The organism is Bradyrhizobium sp. SZCCHNR1053, from assembly GCF_032381235.1.
Lineage (GTDB): Bacteria > Pseudomonadota > Alphaproteobacteria > Rhizobiales > Xanthobacteraceae > Bradyrhizobium.
This window is the reverse complement of the sequence record NZ_JAUHJM010000002.1, coordinates 306,955-328,559: the sequence shown is the minus strand read 5'-3', so window position 1 is coordinate 328,559 and position 21,605 is coordinate 306,955. Positions and strand designations below refer to the sequence as shown.

Genomic DNA, 21,605 nt, shown 5'->3' with positions numbered 1-21,605 from the left:
AGAATTGGCCGGCACGTTAACCGGCCGCAAAGAAACGACATCCCAAGGAGCTTACGCGTGAGCGAAGTGGCAAAGCTTGATCGTCATGACATCATCGGCATCGTCACCATCGACAGTCCGCCCGTCAATGCGCTGAGTGCCGCAGTGCGCGGCGGCATCCTGGACAACGTCAAGGCGGCGATCGCCGATCCCGCGATCAAGGCGATCGTGCTCACCTGCGGCGGGCGCACGTTCATCGCCGGCGCCGATATCACCGAATTCGGCAAACCCCCGAAGCCGCCGGCGCTCAACGACGTCTTGAGCACGATCGAGAACAGCCCCAAGCCGGTGATTGCCGCCATTCATGGAACGGCCCTGGGCGGTGGTCTCGAAGTGGCGCTCGCCTGTCATTATCGTGTCGCCACCAAGGAGGCGAAGCTCGGCCTGCCCGAGGTGAAGCTCGGCCTGCTGCCGGGCGCGGGCGGCACCCAGCGCCTGCCGCGCGCCGTAGGCCCCGAGCTCGCGGTCAAGATGATCGTCGGCGGCGATCCGATCGGCGCAGCGGAGGCGCTGAAGGCGGGCCTGATCGAGGAGATCGTCGAGGGGCCGGCATCGGGCGGCGAGGCCTTCGCGCGCAAGGTGGTGGCGGAGAACCGTCCGCTGCGCAAGTTGCGTGACGACGATTCCAAGCTGGCGGCCGCCAAGGCCGATCGCTCGATCTTCACCAGTGCGGTGGCGGCGATCACCAAGAAGTCGCGCGGCCTCGAGGCGCCGTTCGCGGCCGCCGACGCGGTCGGCTACGCGATCGACCTGCCGTTCGACGAGGGCCTGAAGAAGGAGCGCGAAGGCTTCCTCAAGCTCCTCACCAGCGATCAGTCCAAGGCGCAGCGCTACGCCTTCTTCGCCGAGCGCGAGGCTGCCAAGATCGCCGGCGTGCCCGAGGGGACCAAGGGCCGCAAGGTCGAGCGCGTCGCCATCATCGGGGCCGGCACCATGGGCGGCGGCATCGCGATGTCGTTCGCCAATGCCGGCATCCCGGTCACGCTGATCGAGACCGCCGAGGAGCAGCTCAAGCGCGGCATGGGCATCATGCAGAAGAACTGGGAGGCGACCGCCGCGCGGGGCGGCATCCCGGCCGATGCGCCGGCCAAGCGCATGGCGCTGATCGATGGCAAGGTCGGACTCGAGAACGTCAAGGATGCCGATCTCGTGATCGAGGCGGTGTTCGAGACCATGGCCGTCAAGAAGGAAGTGTTCGGCAAGCTCGATCAATACGCCAAGCCCGGCGCCGTGCTCGCCTCGAACACGTCCTATCTGAACATCGACGCCATCGCCGCAGAGACCAGCCGCCCGCAGGACGTGCTCGGCATGCACTTCTTCTCACCCGCCAACGTGATGAAGCTGTGCGAGATCGTGCGCGCGGAGAAGACCGCGCCGGACGCGCTTGTCACGGCAGTATCGATCGCGCGCAAGATCGCCAAGGTGCCGGCCGTGGTCGGCGTCTGCGACGGCTTCGTCGGCAACCGCATGCTGGCGCAGCGCGGCAAGCAGGCCGAGAAGCTGTTGTTCGAAGGCGCGCTGCCGCAGCAGGTCGACGCCGTCGTCACCAAGTTCGGCATGCCGATGGGCCCGTTCGCGATGGGCGACCTCGCCGGCCTCGACATCGGCTGGCGCTCGCGCAAGGACCGCGGCATCAAGAGCGAGATCGCGGACGCGCTGTGCGAGGCCGGCCGCTTCGGCCAGAAGACCGGCAAGGGCTATTACAAATACGAGGCCGGCTCGCGTGCGCCGCTGCCGGATCCCGATGTCGAGAAGCTGATCGACGAGACGCTGGCCAAGCTCGGCCTCAAGCGGCGCGCGGTCAGCGACGAGGAGATCCTCGAGCGCATGATGTATCCGATGATCAACGAGGGCGCGAAGATCCTCGCCGAGGGCATCGCCGCGCGGCCGTCGGATATCGATGTCGTCTGGCTCTATGGCTATGGCTGGCCGATCTATCGCGGCGGGCCGATGTACTGGGCCGACAGCGTCGGTCTGAAGCACATCGCCGAGCGGCTGGCGTTCTATGCCAAGGAGACCAATGACCCGTCGCTGGAGCCGGCGCCGCTTTTGAAGAAGCTCGCCGACGAAGGCAAGACGTTTGCGTCGCTGGCGCAGGGGAAGGCCGCTTGAGCCTTCGCTCTAGCTCCGCGCTCAACTGCGCCCCCCTCCCCCTTGCGGGGAGGGGTCGGGGGTGGGGGTCCACAACGGCAGTCTCGCCTGGGGCCACCCCCCTCCCTGGCCCTCCCCCACAAGGGGGGAGGGAACGGAGAGAGCGGGGCCGCCTTACGGCAAGAAATACAGAGTCCTCATGACCCATCCCGGCGAACAATACTATCCACAAGGCGTCCGCTGGGACGCGCCGATCGCGCGCGGCACCTTGCCGGACCTGCTGGCGCAGGCGGTGAGCGAGTTCGGCGAGCGCGATGCGCTCGAATTCCGCGATCGGCCGGTCACATTCAAGCAGCTCGAAGCGCTTGCCAACCAGGCCGCCGCGGCCTTCCTGCGTGCGGGCTTTGGCAAGGACGCCTCGATCGCGCTGTTCCTCGGCAACACGCCAGATCATCCGATCAACTTCTTCGGCGCGCTCAAGGCCGGTGCCCGCGTGGTGCACCTGTCGCCGCTCGATGGCGAGATCGCGCTGTCGCACAAGCTCAGCGATTCCGGCGCGCGCATCCTGGTGACGTCGAGCCTCAGCGCGCTGCTGCCGACGGCGTTGAAGTTCCTGGAGAAGGGCCTGCTCGATCGCCTGATCGTCTGCGAGGACGACCATTGGGGCAAGGTCGGCACGCCGCAAACGCCGCTGCCGGACAACCCTGCGGTCGTCACGCACCGCGCCTTCGTCGATGGCGCGGTGGTGCCCGCGAAATGGCCGGCCATCTCGCCCGACGACATCGCCCTGCTGCAATATACCGGCGGCACGACCGGCCTGCCCAAGGGCGCGATGCTGACGCATGGCAATCTCACCTCGGCGGTGTCGATCGCCGCAATCTGGGGGCGCGCGACGCGCGCGAACGGCAACGGCTCCGACCGCGTCATCTGCGTCTTGCCGCTGTTCCACATCTATGCGCTGACGGTGGTGCTGCTGACCTCGCTGCGCCTCGGCAGCCTGATCTCGCTGCACCAGCGCTTCGATCTCGAAGCCGTGATGCGCGACATCGAGGTCAAGCGCGCGACCTATTTCCCGGGCGTGCCGACGATGTGGATCGCGATCGCCAACCTGCCCGACCTCGACACGCGCGATCTGTCGTCGCTGACCAGCGTTGGCTCCGGCGGCGCGCCGCTTCCGATCGAGGTCGCGCGTATCCTCGAGCGCCGCGTCGGCATGAAGCTGAAGAGCGGCTGGGGCATGACCGAGACCTGCTCGCCCGGCACCGCCCACCCCAAGGGCGGCCCGGACAAGCCGGGCTCGATCGGGATCACGCTGCCCGGCATCGAGATGGACGTCGTGTCGCTCGAGGATCCCTCAAAGGTGCTTGGCGTGAACGAGGTCGGCGAGATCCGGATCAAGGGGCCAAACGTCACCAAGGGCTATTGGAACCGGCCGGAGGAAACGGCGCAGTCGTTCGTCGGCGATCATTTCCTGACCGGCGACATCGGCTATGTCGACGCCGACGGTTTCTACTTCCTGGTCGACCGCAAGAAGGACATGATCATCTCCGGCGGCTTCAACGTCTATCCGCAGATGATCGAGCAGGCGATCTACACCCATCCGGCGGTGCAGGAGGTCATCGTGATCGGCATTCCCGACGCCTATCGCGGCGAGGCGGCCAAGGCCTTCATCAAGCTGCGCGACGGCGCAGCACCGTTCCCGGTCGAGGATCTCCGCGCCTTCCTCACCGGCAAACTCGGCAAGCACGAGCTGCCGGCGGCGGTCGAGTTTGTCGACGAGCTGCCGCGCACGCCGGTCGGCAAGCTGTCGCGTCACGAACTGCGCCAGCAGCAATCACCCACGTCTCACAGCAAACATCCGTAACAACAACAGGAGGTCCGCCCATGACCGATGCCGTCATCGTTTCCACCGCCCGCACGCCAATCGGCAAGGCCTATCGCGGCGCGCTCAACGCCACTGGCGGCGCCACCTTGCTCGGCCACGCCATCGGCGAGGCCGTCAAGCGCGCCAAGGTCGATCCGGCCGAGGTCGAGGATGTCGTGATGGGCGCGGCCCTGCAGCAGGGCTCGACCGGCGGCAACATCGCGCGCAAGGCGCTGCTGCGCGCCGGCCTGCCGGTGTCGGTCGGCGGCACCACGATCGACCGCCAATGCGCCTCCGGCCTGCAGGCGATCGCGCTCGCGGCGCGCTCGGTGATCTTCGACGGCGTCGAGATCGCCGTCGGCGGCGGCGGCGAGTCGATCTCGCTGGTCCAGAACGACAAGATGAACGCCTTCCAGGCGACCGATCCGGCGCTGCTCGAGATCAAGGGCGACGTCTACATGCCGATGATCGACACCGCCGAGATCGTCGCCAAGCGCTACGGCATCTCGCGCGAGCGGCAGGACGAATATGCGCTGGAGAGCCAGCGCCGCACCGCGGCCGCGCAGCAGGGCGGCAAGTTCAACGACGAACTGGCGCCGATCACCACCAAGATGGCGGTGACCGACAAGGCCACCGGCAACATCTCGTTCAAGGACGTGACCTTCTCGCAGGACGAAGGTCCGCGTCCGGAAACGACCGCCGAAGGTCTCGCCGGCCTCAAGGCCGTGCGCGGCGACGGCTTCTCGATCACCGCCGGCAATGCCAGCCAGCTCTCGGACGGCGCTTCGGCCTGCGTGATCATGAGCGACGCCAACGCGGCCAAGCGCGGCCTGCAGCCGCTCGGCATCTTCCGCGGCTTCGTTGCGCATGGCTGCGAGCCCGACGAGATGGGCATCGGCCCGGTGTTCGCGGTGCCGCGCCTGTTGAAGCGCCACGGCCTCACGGTCGACGACATCGGCCTGTGGGAGCTCAACGAGGCGTTCGCGGTGCAGGTGCTGTACTGCCGCGACAAGCTCGGCATCGACCCCGACAAGATCAACGTCAATGGCGGCGCCATCGCGGTCGGCCATCCCTACGGCATGTCGGGCGCGCGGCTCACGGGCCATGCGCTGATCGAAGGCCGCCGCCGCAAGGCCAAATACGCCGTCGTCACCATGTGCGTCGGCGGCGGCATGGGCGCCGCCGGCCTGTTCGAGGTGCTGCAGTAGCTTGATTGTCGTCCCGCGCGAATCTCGCGCGGGATTTTAACAGGTGTCGTCCCGGGCAAGCTTGCGAGCGCGCGAGCGCTCGCAAGTGCAGACCCGGGACCCATACCGCGTGATATCGCTTGAGGCATTCTGGCAGACGCCTTTGCCTCCAACGTCCGCCGGTGGATATGGGTCCCTGCGTTCGCAGGGACGACAGCGGAGCAAGACGAACTGACCGCAGGTCGATTTGAATACCTAAAGGGAGGATCCGATGGATCTTGCATTCACGAAGGAAGAGCAGGCGTTCCGCGAGGAAGTGCGGCAGTTCTTCAGGGACAATGTGCCGCCGGAGACGCGGCGGAAGATGATCGAAGGCCGCCATCTGTCGAAGGACGAGATGGTGACCTGGTGGCGCATCCTCAACAAGAAGGGCTGGGGTGTCTCGCACTGGCCGGAGGAATATGGCGGCACCGGCTGGACCTCTGTGCAGCACTACATCTTCAACGAGGAGCTGCAGGCCTATCCGGCGCCGCAGCCGCTCGCCTTCGGCGTCAGCATGGTCGGCCCCGTCATCTACACCTTCGGCAACGAGGAGCAGAAGAGGAAGTATCTGCCGCGCATCGCCAATGTCGACGACTGGTGGTGCCAGGGCTTCTCCGAGCCGGGCTCGGGCTCCGACCTCGCCTCGCTGAAGACCAAGGCGGAGCGCCGCGGCGACAAGTGGATCATCAACGGCCAGAAGACCTGGACCACGCTTGCGCAGCACGCCGACATGATCTTCTGCCTGTGCCGCACCGATCCGGCGGCGAAGAAGCAGATGGGCATCTCCTTCATCGTCTTCAGCATGAAGTCGAAGGGCGTGACGGTGCGTCCGATCCAGACCATCGACGGCGGCCACGAGGTCAACGAGGTGTTCTTCGACGACGTCGAGGTGCCCATCGAGAACTTGATCGGCGAGGAGAACAAGGGCTGGGACTACGCCAAGTTCCTGCTCGGCAACGAGCGCACGGGGATTGCCCGCGTCGGCGTCTCCAAGGAACGCATCCGCCGCATCAAGGAGCTCGCCGGCAAGATCGAATCCGGCGGTCGTCCGGTGCTGGAGGATCCGTCGTTCCGCGAGAAGCTCACGGCCTGCGAGGTCGAGCTGAAGGCGCTGGAACTGACGCAGCTGCGCGTCGTCGCCGACGAAGGCAAGCACGGCAAGGGCAAGCCCAATCCGGCCTCCTCGGTGCTGAAGATCAAGGGCTCCGAGATCCAGCAGACCACGACCGAGCTGTTGATGGAGGTGATCGGCCCGTTTGCCGCGCCGTACGACATTCACGGCGACGACGACAGCAACGAGACCATGGATTGGACCGCCCAGATCGCGCCGAGCTACTTCAACAACCGCAAGGTCTCGATCTACGGCGGCTCCAACGAGATCCAGCGCAACATCATCGCCAAGGCGGTGCTGGGGCTCTGACATGTGAGCCGCAGCGCCTCGACGACGCACGCTGTCATGGCCGGGCTTGACCCGGCCATCCACGCCGCCCGCACAACGGCACGACGTGGATGCCCGCGACAAGCGCGGGCATGACGGAGAATGGGGATACTGGAGAGTCAACCAATGGATTTTGATCTCACCGAGGAGCAACGCCTCCTCAAGGACAGCATCGACGGCCTGCTGGCGGATGCCTATGATTTCGACAAGCGCAAGCTTTACATGAAGGAGAAGGGCGGCTGGAGCCAGGCGATGTGGTCCAAGCTCGCCGAGCAGGGCCTACTCGGTCTGCCGTTCTCCGAGGACGACGGCGGCTTCGGCGCCGGTGGCGTCGAGACCATGATCGTGATGGAGGCGATGGGCCGCGCGCTGGTGCTCGAGCCGTATCTGGCGACCGTGGTGCTCGCTGGCGGCTTCCTGCGTCATGGCGGCTCGGCCGCGCAGAAGGCGGCGCATCTGCCGGGAATCATCGACGGCAGCAAGACGTTCGCCTTCGCCCAGCTCGAGAAGCAGTCGCGCTACGACCTGTTCGATGTCGCCGCCTCGGCGAAGAAGAAGGGCGACGGCTATGTCATCGACGGCGAAAAGTTCGTCGTGCTCAACGGCCAGAACGCCGACACCCTGATCGTGACCGCGCGCACCTCGGGCGGCCAGCGCGACAAGTCCGGCATCGGCGTGTTCATCGTGCCGGCCGACGCCAAGGGTGTCACCCGCAAGGGCTATCCGACCCAGGACGGCCTGCACGCGGCCGACATCACCTTCACCGGCGTCGAGATCGGCGCTGACAGCGTGATCGGCGATCCCGCGAACGCCCTGCCGCTGATCGAGCGCGTCGTCGACGAAGCCCGCATCGCGCTGTGCGCCGAGGCGGTCGGCCTGATGGACGAGTCGCTCAAGACCACGGTCGAGTACATCAAGACGCGCAAGCAGTTCGGCGTCGCGATCGGCTCGTTCCAGTCGCTGCAGCATCGCGCCTCCGACATGTTCGTGGCGCTGGAGCAGGCCCGCTCGATGTCGATGTTCGCCACCATGGCCGCCGAGTTCGACGACGCCAAGGAGCGCGCCACATCGATTGCCGCAGCCAAGGTCCAGATCGGCAAATCGGCCAAGTTCGTCGGCCAGCAGTCGATCCAGCTCCACGGCGGCATCGGCATGACCATGGAGGCCAAGATCGGCCACTATTTCAAGCGGCTGTCGATGATCGAGACGACGTTCGGCGACACCGACTACCACATGCGCCGCGTCAGCGAGGCCGGCGGGTTGATCTAAGCGAATGCGTCGTTGCCGGGCTTGACCCGGCAACCCATCGCTCTCTGAGATGGATGCGCGGGCCTTCGCCGCGCCGAAGGGGCTTCGGCCCCGCAGGCGGGTCAAGGCCGGCGCATGACGGATTTGAGAGAGCTACGTTGCCGGCGTCGACGGGCTCCGGAGCAATTTGATCGTCGAGCCGTCATTGCGAGCGGAGCGAAGCGTCCAGGGCGTCACGCGCGACTCTGGATTGCTTCGTCGCTTCGCTCCTCGCAATGACGCGGAGGAAGCAGATATGACCCCCAATCCCTTCGACCTCTCCGGGCAGGTCGCCGTCGTCACCGGCTCCAGCCGCGGCATCGGCCGCGCCTCGGCGGAGCTGCTCGCGCAACTCGGCGCCAAGGTGGTGATTTCCAGCCGCAAGGCGGACGCCTGCGAGGAGGTCGCGTCCGGCATTCGCAAAGCCGGCGGCGACGCCCATGTCATCCCCTGCAACATCTCGCGCCGCGCCGAAGTCGACGCGCTGATCGACGGCGCGGTGACGCATTACGGCCAGGTCGACATCCTCGTCTGCAACGCGGCGGTGAACCCGTATTACGGTCCGCTGCTCGACATCACCGACGAGGCCTTCGACAAGATCATGGCCTCCAACGTGAAGAGCAACCTCTGGCTCTGCGCCAAGGCGATCCCGCCGATGGCCGCGCGCGGCAAGGGCTCGGTCATCATCGTCTCCTCGATCGGCGGCCTGCGCGGCTCGACCGTGATCGGCGCCTACGGCATCTCCAAGGCTGCCGACTTTGCGCTGTGCCGCAGTCTCGCCGGCGAATGGGGCCCGCAGGGCGTCCGCATCAATTGCGTCGCGCCCGGCCTGATCAAGACCGACTTCGCCCGCGCGCTGTGGGAGGACGAAGCCCGCCTGAAGCAGCGCTGCGCCACCACGCCGCTCCGACGCATCGGCGAGCCGCACGAGATCGCCGGCGCGGTCGCCTACCTCGCTTCGGATGCGTCGACCTTCATGACCGGCCAGACCATCGTCGTGGATGGCGGTGTGACCACGGCTGCGGTGTAGCGGGCTCCTACCCAACCGAGCAGCAGCGATCGATTTCCTCACCCTCCCCTGGAGGGGGAGGGTCGCCTCACGACGAGCGAAGCGAGACGTGAGGCGGGGTGGGGTGATCTCTCCACAAGCACCAGCATCCGTGGCCTCACCCCACCCCGCTCGCCCGCTGCGCGGTCGATCGACCCTCCCCCTCCAGGGGAGGGTGGACAGGGCACGTGCCGCTCCACCTTGACCTCGCCCGCCTGATCCGCTTGCTTGTCGGCCCAACGTCGTCAACCTCCCGGGAAGAAACTCCATGTCCTTCGTGCTGGCCATCGATCAGGGCACCACGTCCTCGCGCGCGATGGTGTTCCGCTCCGACATCTCGATCGCCGCGGTGACGCAGCAGGAATTCCCGCAGCATTTCCCGGCGTCGGGCTGGGTCGAGCACGAGCCGGAGGACATCTGGACCTCGACCGTGATGACCTGCCGCGACGCGCTGACGAAGGCGGGCCTGGCCGCAAAGGACATCGCCGCGATCGGCATCACCAACCAGCGCGAGACCACCGTGGTGTGGGACCGCGCCACCGGCCAGGCGGTGCACCGCGCCATCGTCTGGCAGGACCGCCGCACCGCCGACATCTGCGCGCGGCTCAAGGCGGACGGCCATGAACCGGACGTCAGCGCCAAAACCGGCCTGATCATCGATCCCTATTTCTCCGGCACCAAGGTCGCCTGGATTCTCGACCACGTGCCGGGCGCGCGCGAGCGGGCGGACCGCGGCGAGCTGATGTTCGGCACCGTCGACTGCTACCTGCTGTGGCGCCTGACCGGCGGCAAGGTCCACGCCACCGACGCCACCAACGCCTCGCGCACGCTGCTGTTCAACATCCACACCGGGCAGTGGGACGAGACGCTGTTGAAGCTGCTGCGCGTGCCGCGCTCGATGCTGCCCGAGGTGAAGGACTCCTCCGCCGATTTCGGCACCACCACGCCCGACCTGTTCGGCGGTCCGATCAAGGTCGCGGGCATTGCCGGCGACCAGCAGGCCGCGACCATTGGACAAGCCTGCTTCACGCCGGGCATGATGAAGTCGACCTACGGCACCGGCTGCTTCGCGCTGCTCAACACCGGCGCCACGCCGGTGAAATCGAACAACAAGCTGCTGACGACCATCGCCTATCAGCTCGACGGCGTCAGGACCTATGCGCTCGAAGGCTCGATCTTCGTCGCCGGCTCGGCCGTGCAATGGCTGCGCGACGGCCTCGGCATCATCAAGCATGCCGCCGAAACCGGCCCGCTCGCCGACAAGTCCGACGCGATGCAGTCGGTCTATCTGGTGCCGGCCTTCGTCGGCCTCGGCGCACCCTATTGGAATCCGCGCGTGCGCGGCGCGTTGTTCGGCCTCACCCGCAACACCGGGCCGGCCGAACTCGCGCATGCGACGCTGGAAAGCGTCTGCTACCAGACCTACGACCTGTGGGCGGCGATGCGCGCCGACTGGCCGGATGCCTCCGCCGCCACCATCGTGCTGCGCGTCGACGGCGGCATGACCGCCTCCGATTGGACCATGCAGCGCCTTGCAGATTTGCTCGACGCGCCGGTCGACCGTCCCATGATCCAGGAGACCACCGCGCTCGGCGCCGCCTATCTCGCCGGCCTCCACGCGGGCGTCTATCCGGAGCCGGAGAAGTTCGCCGACAATTGGCGGCTCGAGCACCGCTTCCGGCCGGCGATGAGTGCGGCGACCCGGCAGCGCAAGCTCGCCGGCTGGGCGCGCGCCGTGAAGGGCGTGCTGGCGAGCGACGAGGGCGAGTAGGGCGCTCACGTCCCACAGCAGCTAAGCCAGGAACGCAGCAAGGTCGGCATTGACCTGCTTCATGTGGGTCACGAACAGCCCATGCGGGCCGCCGGGATAGACCTTCAGCTCGGCGTCCTTGATGCCCTTGGCGGTCGGCCGTCCCGTCATGTCGAGCGGCGCCGAGACGTCCTTGTCGCCGTGCAGGATCAGCACGGGACGGTCGATCTTCGCAAGCACCGGCCGCAGGTCGGTCGCGATCAGCGCGCGGTTGGTGGCGACCGCGACGGGAATGGGCATCTGGCGCATCATCGCCGCGACCCATTCCATCATCTGCGGCGAGGCGTCCTTCGTGAAGAACGGCAGCTTGTTGTCCTCGATCCATTTCGGAAAGTCGCTCTGCCACGCGGCCCAGCACTGCTCGAAATAGCCGTGGGGCGCGCCGAGCGCATTGTCCGCGGTCTGCAGCGGAAACGGCGTCGTCGGTCCGAGCATCGCGATGCGCGTGATGCGTCCCGTGCCGTGCCGCGCGACGTAGTTGAGGATCTCGTTGCAGCCCATGGACATGCCGACCAGCGCGACGTCATCAAGGTCGAGCTGCGCGATGACCTCGGCGATGTCGTCGGCCAGGCGGTCGAGCTCGTAGCCGCTGCCCGGCACGTCGGAGCGTCCATGGCCGCGGCGGTCGAAGGCAATGCAGCGCAGCCCGCGCTGGCTGAGATCGGAGATCTGGTAGGTCCACATCGCGCTGGTCAGCGCCCAGGCATGTACGAACAGCACCGGTCGGCCGCTGCCCCACTCCTCGTGATAGAGCGTCACGCCGTCGCTGCAGCGGATACGCGGGCGCGCCGCGGTCGGTGCGGCGGCGAGGCTCGCTCCCGTCGCCGCGAAGCTGGCTGCTGCCGCGGTCAGCAGCACGTCTCGTCGTTGCATGGGCATGGCTCCTGATGTTGAATGCGCCGACCATGCCGGGACCGCTGTGCGGTTCCAATTACGTCCGGGGTAAGCAAGTTGCCGATCACTCTTCAATCAGGTCGTCTTGAGTGACCATTCCCGACGGATATTTCGACGTCCCGCCCGGCAAGGTCGCGGCCGTGGTGACCTCGTTGGAAATGCCGGCACCGCCAGTGCTGCCGCCCGATCCGATCGGCGACTGGAGCATTCGCCGCGTCGCGCAGCCCGATCTCGCTTGGTACCGCGACCTCTATGCCCGCGTCGGCTGGGAGTGGCTGTGGTCGCAGCGCACGCGTATGAGCGATGCGGAGCTTGCCAAGACGATTCGCGCTGACGGAGTCGAGATCTACACGCTCGTCCATGATGGCGGCGACGAGGGCCTGCTGGAGCTCGACTTCCGCACCAAGAACGATTGCGAGCTGGTGCTGTTCGGCGTCACGTCGAAGCTGATCGGCACCAGCGCCGGCCGCCTGCTGATGAATCACGCACTGCGCCGCGCCTGGGCGCAGCCGCTGACGCGGCTCTGGGTCCACACCTGCAGCTTCGATCATCCGCGCGCGCTCGCCTTCTACCAGCGCTCCGGCTTCCGGCCCTATCGCCGCCAGATCGAGATCGCCCCCGATCCGCGCCTCGACGGCACGCTGCCGTGCGATGTCGCACCGCATGTGCCGCTGCTCGCCTGAACATGGGAGCTGACAACGGCGCCGAACGGCGCTTCAATGCGCCGCACAGGAGGATAACCGATGTTCCTGATCGGCCAATACGACTCGCCTTTCGTCCGTCGCACCGCGATTGCGCTCAGGCTCTACAGCCTGCCGTTCGAGCACAAGCCGTGGTCGACCTTCGGCGATGCCGACAAGATCGCGCCGTACAATCCGCTGCTGCGCGTGCCGGTGCTGGTGCTCGACGACGGCGAGGCGCTGATCGATTCGGTCGCGATCCTCGACCATCTCGACGAGACCGTCGGGCCCGAGCGCGCGATGCTGGCGCGGAGCGGCGCGCTGCGCCGCAGGCAGCTGCATACGATCGCGCTCGCGACTGGCTTGGGCGACAAGGCCGTCAGCCTGATCTATGAGCGCGTGCTGCGCAAGGACCGCCTGGCCCTGTGGGTCGCGCGTTGCGAGACGCAGATCTCGGGCGTGCTGGCGATGCTAGAGGCGGAGCGCGCCGCAATCACGACAGACTACTGGTATGGCGAGCGAATCGGCCATGCCGACATTGCCGTCGCCTGCGTGCTGCGCTTCACACGCGAGGCGCATCCGCATCTGTTCGACGCCACGCGCTATCCGGCGCTGGCCGCGCATGCCGCAAGGTGCGAGGCGCTGCCGCCATTCCAGGAGATCGTCCAGCCGCTGGCCCCGCCGAGCGGGGATTGATGGAGTCCATCGAGACGTCAGACCGTGCCGCTTGCTCGGTGCTCACCCTCCCCTGGAGGGGGAGGGTCGCCTCACGATGAGCGAAGCGAAACGTGAGGCGCGGTGGGGTGATCTCTCCATCAGCAGCAGTGCTCGTGGCTTCACCCCACCCCGCACGCCCGCTGCGCGTGCGAGCGACCCTCCTCCTCCAGGGGAGGGTGGGCAGCAGCGCGCGAGGCGTGGGCCGCACGGCGCGCCCCTCACGGCCGGAAATACACGTCCACCTTCATGCCCACCGCGAACGGGCCCGGCTCGGCCAGATCGACCAGCACCTCGACGACATCGACATCGGTCATGTTGCGTTGGCTGAGCGCAGCAGCGCGGCTGCTCTCGACCAGGGGGGCGATGGCGGCGACCTTGCCGGCGACGTCGCGGCCGCGGAAGGCGTCGGAGCGGACCACGGCCTGCTGACCGACCTTGATCTTGTCGAGGTCGCGCTGGTCGAGCTCGGCGCGCACGCGCAGCGACGACGTGTCGCCGAGCAGCACCATCGGCTGGGTCGCCTGCGGCGAGGCGATCTCGCCGGTGCGCGCATTGACCTGCAGCACCGTGCCGTCGAGCGGCGCGCGGATGGTGAGCTTTTCCAACGTGGCGCGGGCGCCCTGCAGTTCGCTGCGGGCGACGTTGAGCTGGCCCTCGGCGCTGATCGGCAGTGGCGCATCAGCGGTGACCTTGCGCAGCTCGTCGGCCTGCTGCTCCAGCTTCGCCTGCGCGGCTGTCAGTTGCGTGCGTGCGGTGTCGACATCGGCATCGGCGCCGTGCCCGGCGCGCCGCTCGGCCACCGCCTTGTCGAGCGCAGCACGCGCGTCGAACACGGCCACCTGCGCGTCGGCGACGCCGTCTTCGGCCCGGCGCCGCGGACCCGCGCCAGACGGCGTCGACTCCTTGTTGCGCACGCGCTTGCGCATCGCGACCTGCGCCTCGGCGCTGGCGAGCTGCGCGCGGGCTTCGGCGTCGCCGAGCCGCACCAGGGCCTGGCCGGTGAACACGGTCTCATTCGGCTTGACCAGCACCTCCTGGATCGGCCCGACCACGGGCGCGCCGAGCTTGATCAGGCCGGATGCCGGCTCGACCCGGCCGGGCGCGACGGCCAGCCAGCGTTCCTCCTGGGCATTGGCGGCGCGCGCTGTCGGCGGAATCGAGGTCGGCGTGACGATGATAGCAAGTGCGGCCGCTGCGACGAGCCCGAGCAGGTGAGCGCGTTCTGGAATTCCCGATATCATGCGTGCGAGACTTTCTTCATGGACTCGCCGCCGCTCTCCTCGCGGACGATGCGGCCGTCCTCGATGTGAATGACGCGATTGGCGAACGGCAGGATGCGCGGATCGTGCGTGACCACCAGCACCGCGCGTGAGGGATCCTTGGCGATGTCCGCGAGCAGGGTCATGATCGCATGGCCATTGGCCGTATCGAGCGCGCCGGTCGGCTCGTCGGCGAGAATGACCTGCGCCTTGCCGACGATGGCGCGGGCGATCGCGACGCGCTGCTGCTCGCCGCCCGAGAGCTCGCGCGGGAACGACCGCTTCTTCGGACCGAGGCCGACCCTGTCGAGCACCTCGCGCGCCGCCTTCTTCGCAGACCCCGCGCGTTCGCTGCGCACATCGAGCGCGAGCCGCACATTGTCCTCGGCGTTCAGCGTCGGAAACAGATGATAGGATTGGAAGATGAAGCCGATGCGCTCGCGGCGCAGCTTCGCCAGCGCCTCGGGATCGAGCCCCGCGACCGGCTGGTTGGCAACCCGCACGGCACCGCCATCCGGCGTCATCAGGCAACCCAGGATCGACAGCAGCGTCGTCTTGCCGCTGCCCGAAGGGCCCATCAGCAGCGCCAGCTCGCCGCCCTTCAGCGACAGGCTCACGCCCTTCAGTGCCTGCACCCTGCCGGCCCCCTGGCCGAGGTGATGCACGAGATCGGTGGCCTCGAGCACGGTGTCGGTCATCGCGAGAATACCAGGGTCGGGTCGATGCGCATGACCTTGAGGATCGCCGCGATCGCCGAGCCGACGCACATCGTCACCGTCAGCACGAACAGCGCGACCGTCAGCGTCGGTGTCATGATGACCGGCAGCGCCGATTCCGCGGTCGCCGCCGCCACGATCTTGCCGATCGCCGCAGCGCCGGCGAAGCCGACGATGGCGCTGAGCAGCGCCTGCCAGATGATGACGGTGTAGATGTAGCGGCTGGACGAGCCGATCGCGCGCAGGGTCGCGAACTCGTTGATGTGATCCTTGGTGCTGGAATAGAGCGTCTGCGCCACGATCACGGTGCCGACGATGAGGCCGAGCAGGGCACCGGCGAACAGCGCGGCACCGGCGCCGGTGCCGAACAGCCAGAACGAGCGGCTGCGGCTCGCGAACTCGGCTGCGGTCAGCACCTCGACATTGGACAGGCTGTCGCGCAGCGCCCGCTGCACGGTCCAGAGGTCGGCCTCGGCCGCCAGCTTGACCACCAGATAGGACGCCTTGTTCGAGGCGATGCCGGTATAGGCGCGGGCGCGGTCGACGTCGGTGAACACGTAAGGCGTTGTCGTGAACGAGCGGATGCCTTTGGTGACAGCCATCACCTGCACCTTCTGGTCGCGGAGCTCTGCAGCCTGGCCGGCGCCGCCGATGCCGAGCCGCTCGAAATAGGTCTGGTCGATAGCGACCGCGCCCGGCACGGACAGGTCGTCCAGCCGTCCCTCCACCACGTTCCAGGGATGCAGCCCGAGCCCGCGCAGTTCCGAGCCGACCACGAAGACCGGCGTCGTGGTGCCCTGCGGCAGCCGCCATTGCGCATAGCCGATCACCAGCGGCGTCGCCTCCGCCACTCCAGGAACCGCCAGCGCCCGGAACCGCTGCCGCTCGTCGAGCAGCGAGGGATCCTCGAAGCATTTGGTGCCGACCGGCATGATCCACAGCTCGGCCGGGGAATGGTCGATCATGGTCGTGACCATCCGGCGGAAGCCGACATAGAGGCCCATCTGCACGGTCACCAGCACGATCGAGAAGATGATGCCGATGATGGTGGCAATGAAACGAAGCCTGTCATGGAACAGGTTTCGGGACGCAAGCCTGAACTGCAACGACATGAACGAAAAACCACCCGGAGGCCCCGGCGGCATTTCAGCCGGTTAGCGGGGATAAGTCCACGCTGCATCGCATGGCGCCGGCTGTGGCGCTTTGTCATTCGCGGCGGCCGTGGCGCTTTGTCATTCGCGGCGGCCGTGGCGCGGGGGACACGGGGACGGGTCACATGCGGTGCTGCCCCTGCGAACGCATATGGGAGGCGACGGCGGTCCGCCATAACTGGTGTCGTCCCGGCGAACGCCGGGATCCATAACCACAGGGAGGTGTCGTTGCGCTCGGTATCGACCACGGCGGCCGACAGATGCATCACGCGGTATGGGTCCCGGCGCGAGGCCGGGACGACAGTTTGGGGTGGGAGACTGCGCACCGGCTACTTCGCGCCGACCGCCTTCCTGCGCCAGGCGAGATGAACGGCACAGGTGCAGCCCACCGGATGGCTCGCGAGCTCGGCGGGTGCGGCGTCGTTGGCCGGAGCGGGCGAAGCGACGGCGCGCGCTGCCGCGTCCGCCTGCTGTCCACTCCTTGCCGGAATGTAGTTCAGGATCGGCGCCAGCCAGCGCTCGACCTCGGCCACCGTCATGCCCTTGCGCGCGGCGTAGTCCTCGACCTGGTCGCGCTCGATCTTGCCGACGCCGAAATAGAAGCTCTCCGGCGAGGCGAAATAGAGGCCCGACACCGACGAGCCCGGCCACATCGCAAAGCTTTCGGTCAGCCGCACACCGGCATTCTTCTCGGCGTCGAGCAGCTCGAACAAGGTCGCCTTCTCGGTGTGGTCGGGCTGCGCCGGATAGCCGGGCGCGGGACGGATGCCGTGATACTTCTCCAGGATCAGATCGTCCGGCGAGAGCGCCTCGTCCGGGGCGTAGGCCCAGAACTCGCGGCGGACGCGGGCATGCAGGCGCTCGGCGAACGCCTCGGCGAGCCGGTCGGCCAGCGCCTTCACCAGGATCGAGGAGTAGTCGTCATTGGCGTTCTTGAAGCGGTCGGCGACGGCATCCTCGCCGAGGCCTGTCGTGACGACGAAGCCGCCGACATAGTCCGGCACGCCGGAACCCACAGGCGCGATGAAGTCGGAGAGTGCGGTGTTGAAGCGACCCTCGCGCTTCTCGAGCTGCTGGCGCAGGGTGTGCAGGGTCGCGACCGCCGTGGTGCGGCTGTCGTCGGCATAGAGCACGATGTCGTCGCCGACCGCATTCGCCGGCCAGAAGCCGATCGCGGCGCGCGCCGTGAACCACTTCTCGGCGACGATGCGCTTCAGCATCTTCAGCGCGTCGTCATAGAGCGCCCGTGCGGCTTCGCCGACCTTGGCGTCGTCGAGAATCGCCGGGAAGCGGCCCGCGAGCTCCCAGGTCTGGAAGAACGGCGTCCAGTCGATATAGGGCACGAGCTCGGCGAGGTCGTAATCAACGAAGGTCTTGACGCCGAGGAAGGTCGGCTTCACCGGCTTCGCCTTGGCGAAGTCGATCTTCGGCGCGTTGGCGCGGGCGTCCGCGAGCTTCAGCCGCTTCTTGTCGGCCTGGCCGCGCAGATGCGCAGCGGCGATCTTCTGATACTCGCTGCGAATCTCCGTGGCGTAGGTATCCTTGCGCTCCGGCGACAGCAGCGAGGAGGCGACGCCGACGGCGCGGCTGGCGTCGTTGACGTGAACGACCGGGCCATTCTGGTAGTTCGGATCGATCTTGACTGCGGTATGGACGCGGCTCGTGGTGGCGCCGCCGATCAGGAGCGGCACGTTCAGGCCCTGGCGCTCCATCTCGGCAGCGAGATAGGCCATCTCGTCGAGCGACGGCGTGATCAGGCCGGATAGCCCGACGATGTCGGCGTTCTCGGCCTTCGCCGTCTCGATGATCTTGGCCGCGGGCACCATGACGCCGAGGTCGATGACCTCGAAATTGTTGCACTGGAGCACGATGCCGACGATGTTCTTGCCGATGTCGTGGACGTCGCCCTTGACGGTGGCGAGCACGATCTTGCCGGCGTTGGAGCGCTCGTTGGCGCGGCCCTTGTTGGCGGCCTTCTCGGCCTCCATGAACGGCATCAGATAGGCGACCGCCTGCTTCATCACGCGCGCGGACTTCACGACCTGCGGCAGGAACATCTTGCCGTCGCCGAAGAGGTCGCCGACCACGTTCATGCCGGCCATCAGCGGGCCTTCGATGACGTCGAGCGGCCGCGTCGAAGCGGCGCGCGCCTCTTCCGTGTCCTGCTCGATGAACTCGGTGATCCCATGCACCAGCGCGTGGCTCAGCCGCTTGCCGACCGGCCATTCGCGCCAGGCGAGATCGGCCTCCTTGGTCTGCTTGCCCTGGCCACGGAATTTCTCGGCCAGCGCCAGCAGCCGCTCGGACGCGCCGGGGTCGCGGTTCAGCACCACGTCCTCGCACACCTGGCGCAGCTCGGGATCGATGTCGTCATAGACGATCATCTGGCCGGCATTGACGATGCCCATGTCCATGCCCGCCTTGATGGCGTGATACAGGAACACCGAGTGCATCGCCTCGCGCACCGGCTCATTGCCGCGGAACGAGAACGACAGATTCGAGACGCCGCCGGAAACGTGGGCATGCGGCAGGTTCTGCCGGATCCAACGTGTCGCTTCGATGAAGTCGACGCCGTAATTGTTGTGTTCCTCAAGTCCGGTCGCGATGGCGAAGATGTTGGGATCGAAGATGATGTCCTCGGGCGGAAAGCCGATCTGCTCGACCAGGATCTTGTAGGCGCGGGCGCAGATCTCGGTCTTGCGCTTGTAGGTGTCGGCCTGGCCGGTCTCGTCGAACGCCATCACGACGACAGCGGCACCATGCCGGCGCGCGATCTTCGCTTCGTGAATGAACTTCTCCTCGCCTTCCTTGAGCGAGATCGAGTTCACCACCGGCTTGCCCTGCACGCATTTCAGGCCAGCCTCGATGACGTGGAATTTCGAGGAATCGACCATCACGGGAACGCGGGCGATGTCCGGCTCGGCGGCGACGAGGTTGAGGAAGGTCCGCATCGCGGCTTCCGAATCCAGCAGGCCCTCGTCCATGTTGACGTCGATGACCTGGGCGCCGTTCTCGACCTGGTCGCGCGCGACCTGCAGCGCCGCGGTGTAATCGCCGGCGGTGATCAGCTTACGGAATTTCGCCGAGCCCGTGACGTTGGTGCGCTCGCCGACATTGACGAACGGAATGGCGGGCGTCAGCTCGAACGGCTCCAGGCCCGACAGCCGCAGCCGGGGCGCGATCTCCGGCACCGCGCGCGGCTTGTGCGGGGCGACCGCGGCGGCGATCGCGGCGATATGGTCCGGCGTGGTGCCGCAGCAGCCGCCGACGATGTTGACGAGGCCGGCGCTCGCGAACTCGCCGATCAGCCGCGCCATGTAGGCCGGCGTCTCGTCATACTGGCCGAACTCGTTGGGCAGGCCGGCATTGGGATAGGCGCAGACCAAGGTATCCGCGACGCGGCCGATGTCGGCGACATGGGCGCGCAGATCCTCGGCGCCGAGCGCGCAGTTGAAGCCGATCGTCAGCGGCTTGGCGTGACGCACCGAATTCCAGAACGCCTCTGGCATCTGGCCGGACAGCAGCCGGCCGGACTTGTCGGTGATGGTGCCGGAGATCATGACGGGCACGTCGATGCCGCGCTCCTCGGCGAGCTCAGCGATGGCATAGAGCGCCGCCTTGGCGTTGAGCGTGTCGAAGATGGTTTCGAGCAGCAGGATGTCGGCGCCGCCGTCAAGGAGACCGCGCGCCTGCTCGCCATAGGCAAGCCTGAGATCGTCGAAGGTCACGGCGCGGTAGCCGGGATTGGACACGTCAGGCGAGATCGAGGCGGTGCGGTTGGTCGGGCCCATCGCGCCGGCGACGAAGCGCTGTTTGCCGTCCTCGGCCGCAACACGCGTGGCCGCATTGCGGGCGAGCCGGGCGCCCTCGCGGTTGAGCTCGTAGATGATGTCGGACAGGTCGTAGTCGGCCTGCGCGATCGATGTCGCCGAGAAGGTGTTGGTGGCGACGATGTCGGCCCCGGCGCGCAGATATTGCGCGTGGATGTCCTCGATCGCTTCGGGCTGGGTGAGGATCAAGAGATCGTTGTTGCCGCGGAGGTCGCGATGGAAGTCCTTGAACCGCTCGCTGCGGAACGCGGCCTCGTCGAGCTGCAGCGCCTGGATCATCGTGCCCATGGCGCCGTCGAGAATCAGGATGCGCTTGGCTGCAGCGGCAAGGAAGGCGGTACGCGCTGGGGATACGGGGGCGGGCATCAGGCAGCAGCCTTGTTGGCGGACTTCGGACGGATGCCGAGCAGATGGCTGATCGCGAACACGAGGTCGGCGCGGTTCATGGTGTAGAAATGGAAGGTGTCGACGCCATGCTTGGCGAGCTTTTGCACCTGGCCCGCGGCGACGGTCGCCGCGACCAGCTTGCGGGTCTCTGGATCGTCGTCGAGACCGTCGAATTTTTCGGCCAGCCAGTGCGGCACCGTGGTGCCGGCGCGGGTGACGAAGCCGCGCGCCTGCTTGAAATTGTGCATCGGCATGATCCCTGGCACGATCGGAATGTCGATGCCGCGGGCGCGGACACGGTCGAGGTAGCGGAAGTAGAGGTCGTTGTCGAAGAACACCTGGGTGATGGCGCGGGTGGCGCCGGCGTCGACCTTGGCCTTGAGCATGTCGATGTCGGCGTCGAAGTCGCGGCTCTCGGGGTGCTTCTCCGGATAAGCCGAGACCGAGATCTCGATGTCGGGGTGGCGCTTCTTGATGCCGGCGATAAGTTCGGGCGAGGTCTGGTAGCCGTCGGCACGGGTGGAGTAGGGCGTGCCGATGCCGCCGGGCGGATCGCCGCGAAGTGCTACGATGTGGCGGACGCCGACCTCATGATAGCGGTCGACGACCTCGTCGATCTCCCGGCGCGAGGCGCCGACACAGGTGAGATGGGCCGCCGGCAGCAGCGCGGTCTCTTTCAGGATGCGCGCGATGGTGGCGTGGGTGCGCTCGCGGGTCGAGCCGCCGGCACCATAGGTCACCGAGACGAAGCTCGGCTCCAGCGGCGCGAGGCGCTCGATCGAGGCCCACAGCGTCCGGTCCATCTCCTCGGTCTTCGGCGGAAAGAACTCGAACGAGATCTTCGGCCTGGGAATCGCGGTGTGGCCGTCGGCGATGGCGGTGGCGAGGTCGGTCATGGCAACGCAGGTTCCGAATGGGGCGTAAATTTCAACTCAAGAGGGGCGTCCCCCTCGTGATGTGCCAAGATAAGGGAAGTGCGTCGCAAGTGACAGCCCACCGTAAATGGGATTTGGCCCACCGGGCCGCGAATATTGCTGTTTTTGTCGCTGAGCCTGGCTTGATTGTGGGCGAAGAAACATGAGTTATATCAAAGGGTGTCTGTGTGTCCCGGACGGCTCTCGCTGAAATATCCAGTGGGAGATGCCAGATATCATCCTGTATACAG

General features: G+C 67.0%; 15 protein-coding genes. 9 read left to right on the top strand and 6 right to left on the bottom strand.

Annotation, left to right across the window (positions count from 1 at the left end):
* Positions 1-57: 57 nt before the first annotated feature.
* The 7 genes from QX051_RS06440 to glpK all read left to right on the top strand — a co-directional run bounded on the left by QX051_RS06440 (position 58) and on the right by glpK (position 10,767).
* Positions 58-2,151 (top strand): 3-hydroxyacyl-CoA dehydrogenase NAD-binding domain-containing protein, encoded by a 2,094-nt coding sequence (locus QX051_RS06440; RefSeq protein ID WP_315775505.1) that lies wholly within the window; start codon positions 58-60, stop codon positions 2,149-2,151.
* A gap of 178 nt (positions 2,152-2,329) precedes the next feature.
* A complete protein-coding gene (gene pimA / locus QX051_RS06435; RefSeq protein WP_315775504.1) occupies positions 2,330-3,994 on the top strand; it encodes a dicarboxylate--CoA ligase PimA in 1,665 nt (554 codons plus the stop codon).
* Positions 3,995-4,014: 20 nt separating this feature from the next.
* Positions 4,015-5,202, top strand: a complete 1,188-nt coding sequence (locus QX051_RS06430; RefSeq protein ID WP_315734690.1) for an acetyl-CoA C-acyltransferase — start codon at positions 4,015-4,017, stop codon at positions 5,200-5,202.
* Between the two features lie 250 nt (positions 5,203-5,452).
* On the top strand, positions 5,453-6,643 hold the full coding sequence (gene pimC, locus QX051_RS06425; protein WP_315775503.1) for a pimeloyl-CoA dehydrogenase large subunit: 1,191 nt from the start codon (positions 5,453-5,455) through the stop codon (positions 6,641-6,643).
* Between the two features lie 144 nt (positions 6,644-6,787).
* Positions 6,788-7,930 carry a pimeloyl-CoA dehydrogenase small subunit gene (pimD, locus tag QX051_RS06420; RefSeq protein ID WP_315775502.1) on the top strand — a complete coding sequence of 381 codons (1,143 nt, stop codon included), beginning with the start codon at positions 6,788-6,790 and terminating at the stop codon, positions 7,928-7,930.
* A 274-nt stretch (positions 7,931-8,204) separates the two neighbouring features.
* Positions 8,205-8,978 (top strand): SDR family oxidoreductase, encoded by a 774-nt coding sequence (locus QX051_RS06415; RefSeq protein ID WP_315775501.1) that lies wholly within the window; start codon positions 8,205-8,207, stop codon positions 8,976-8,978.
* A gap of 286 nt (positions 8,979-9,264) precedes the next feature.
* Positions 9,265-10,767 (top strand): glycerol kinase GlpK, encoded by a 1,503-nt coding sequence (glpK, locus tag QX051_RS06410; protein ID WP_315775500.1) that lies wholly within the window; start codon positions 9,265-9,267, stop codon positions 10,765-10,767.
* A 21-nt stretch (positions 10,768-10,788) separates the two neighbouring features.
* Here glpK and QX051_RS06405 read toward each other — a convergent pair whose 3' ends face one another.
* Positions 10,789-11,679: an alpha/beta hydrolase gene (locus tag QX051_RS06405; RefSeq protein WP_315775499.1), complete on the bottom strand. Its 891-nt coding sequence runs from the start codon at positions 11,677-11,679 to the stop codon at positions 10,789-10,791.
* Between the two features lie 110 nt (positions 11,680-11,789).
* Here QX051_RS06405 and QX051_RS06400 point away from each other — a divergent pair, with 110 nt between their 5' ends.
* Together QX051_RS06400 and QX051_RS06395 are read left to right on the top strand one after the other, a co-directional pair.
* Positions 11,790-12,383, top strand: a complete 594-nt coding sequence (locus QX051_RS06400; RefSeq protein WP_315775498.1) for a GNAT family N-acetyltransferase — start codon at positions 11,790-11,792, stop codon at positions 12,381-12,383.
* A 60-nt stretch (positions 12,384-12,443) separates the two neighbouring features.
* The gene (locus tag QX051_RS06395; RefSeq protein ID WP_315734674.1) at positions 12,444-13,076 is read left to right on the top strand and encodes a glutathione S-transferase family protein; all 633 of its coding nucleotides are present in this window, start codon (positions 12,444-12,446) and stop codon (positions 13,074-13,076) included.
* A gap of 239 nt (positions 13,077-13,315) precedes the next feature.
* Here QX051_RS06395 and QX051_RS06390 read toward each other — a convergent pair whose 3' ends face one another.
* The 5 genes from QX051_RS06390 to metF all read right to left on the bottom strand — a co-directional run bounded on the left by QX051_RS06390 (position 13,316) and on the right by metF (position 21,336).
* On the bottom strand, positions 13,316-14,338 hold the full coding sequence (locus QX051_RS06390; protein WP_315775497.1) for an HlyD family secretion protein: 1,023 nt from the start codon (positions 14,336-14,338) through the stop codon (positions 13,316-13,318).
* The gene (locus QX051_RS06385) at positions 14,335-15,054 is read right to left on the bottom strand and encodes an ABC transporter ATP-binding protein (RefSeq protein ID WP_315734670.1); all 720 of its coding nucleotides are present in this window, start codon (positions 15,052-15,054) and stop codon (positions 14,335-14,337) included. The genes QX051_RS06390 and QX051_RS06385 overlap by 4 nt, the downstream gene beginning before the upstream one ends.
* A complete protein-coding gene (locus QX051_RS06380) occupies positions 15,051-16,184 on the bottom strand; it encodes an ABC transporter permease (protein ID WP_315775496.1) in 1,134 nt (377 codons plus the stop codon). The genes QX051_RS06385 and QX051_RS06380 overlap by 4 nt, the downstream gene beginning before the upstream one ends.
* A gap of 368 nt (positions 16,185-16,552) precedes the next feature.
* Positions 16,553-20,419, bottom strand: coding sequence for a methionine synthase (gene metH / locus QX051_RS06375; protein ID WP_315775494.1), 3,867 nt, complete (start codon positions 20,417-20,419; stop codon positions 16,553-16,555).
* Complete coding sequence (gene metF / locus QX051_RS06370) at positions 20,419-21,336, bottom strand: methylenetetrahydrofolate reductase [NAD(P)H] (protein ID WP_315772623.1); 918 nt, start codon at positions 21,334-21,336, stop codon at positions 20,419-20,421. Before metF ends, metH begins: the two co-directional genes overlap by 1 nt.
* Between the last annotated feature and the right edge of the window lie 269 nt (positions 21,337-21,605).

Bases quoted from the DNA above. Each gene is read 5' to 3' on its own strand.
- pimA (WP_315775504.1), top strand. From the start codon at position 2,330: ATGACCCATCCCGGCGAACAATACTATCCACAAGGCGTCCGCTGGGAC.
- glpK (WP_315775500.1), top strand. From the start codon at position 9,265: ATGTCCTTCGTGCTGGCCATCGATCAGGGCACCACGTCCTCGCGCGCG.
- QX051_RS06395 (WP_315734674.1), top strand. From the start codon at position 12,444: ATGTTCCTGATCGGCCAATACGACTCGCCTTTCGTCCGTCGCACCGCG.
- pimD (WP_315775502.1), top strand. From the start codon at position 6,788: ATGGATTTTGATCTCACCGAGGAGCAACGCCTCCTCAAGGACAGCATC.
- metH (WP_315775494.1), bottom strand. From the start codon at position 20,419: ATGCCCGCCCCCGTATCCCCAGCGCGTACCGCCTTCCTTGCCGCTGCA.
- QX051_RS06380 (WP_315775496.1), bottom strand. From the start codon at position 16,184: ATGTCGTTGCAGTTCAGGCTTGCGTCCCGAAACCTGTTCCATGACAGG.
- QX051_RS06405 (WP_315775499.1), bottom strand. From the start codon at position 11,679: ATGCAACGACGAGACGTGCTGCTGACCGCGGCAGCAGCCAGCTTCGCG.
- QX051_RS06385 (WP_315734670.1), bottom strand. From the start codon at position 15,054: ATGACCGACACCGTGCTCGAGGCCACCGATCTCGTGCATCACCTCGGC.
- QX051_RS06390 (WP_315775497.1), bottom strand. From the start codon at position 14,338: ATGATATCGGGAATTCCAGAACGCGCTCACCTGCTCGGGCTCGTCGCA.
- pimC (WP_315775503.1), top strand. From the start codon at position 5,453: ATGGATCTTGCATTCACGAAGGAAGAGCAGGCGTTCCGCGAGGAAGTG.
- metF (WP_315772623.1), bottom strand. From the start codon at position 21,336: ATGACCGACCTCGCCACCGCCATCGCCGACGGCCACACCGCGATTCCC.
- QX051_RS06415 (WP_315775501.1), top strand. From the start codon at position 8,205: ATGACCCCCAATCCCTTCGACCTCTCCGGGCAGGTCGCCGTCGTCACC.
- QX051_RS06430 (WP_315734690.1), top strand. From the start codon at position 4,015: ATGACCGATGCCGTCATCGTTTCCACCGCCCGCACGCCAATCGGCAAG.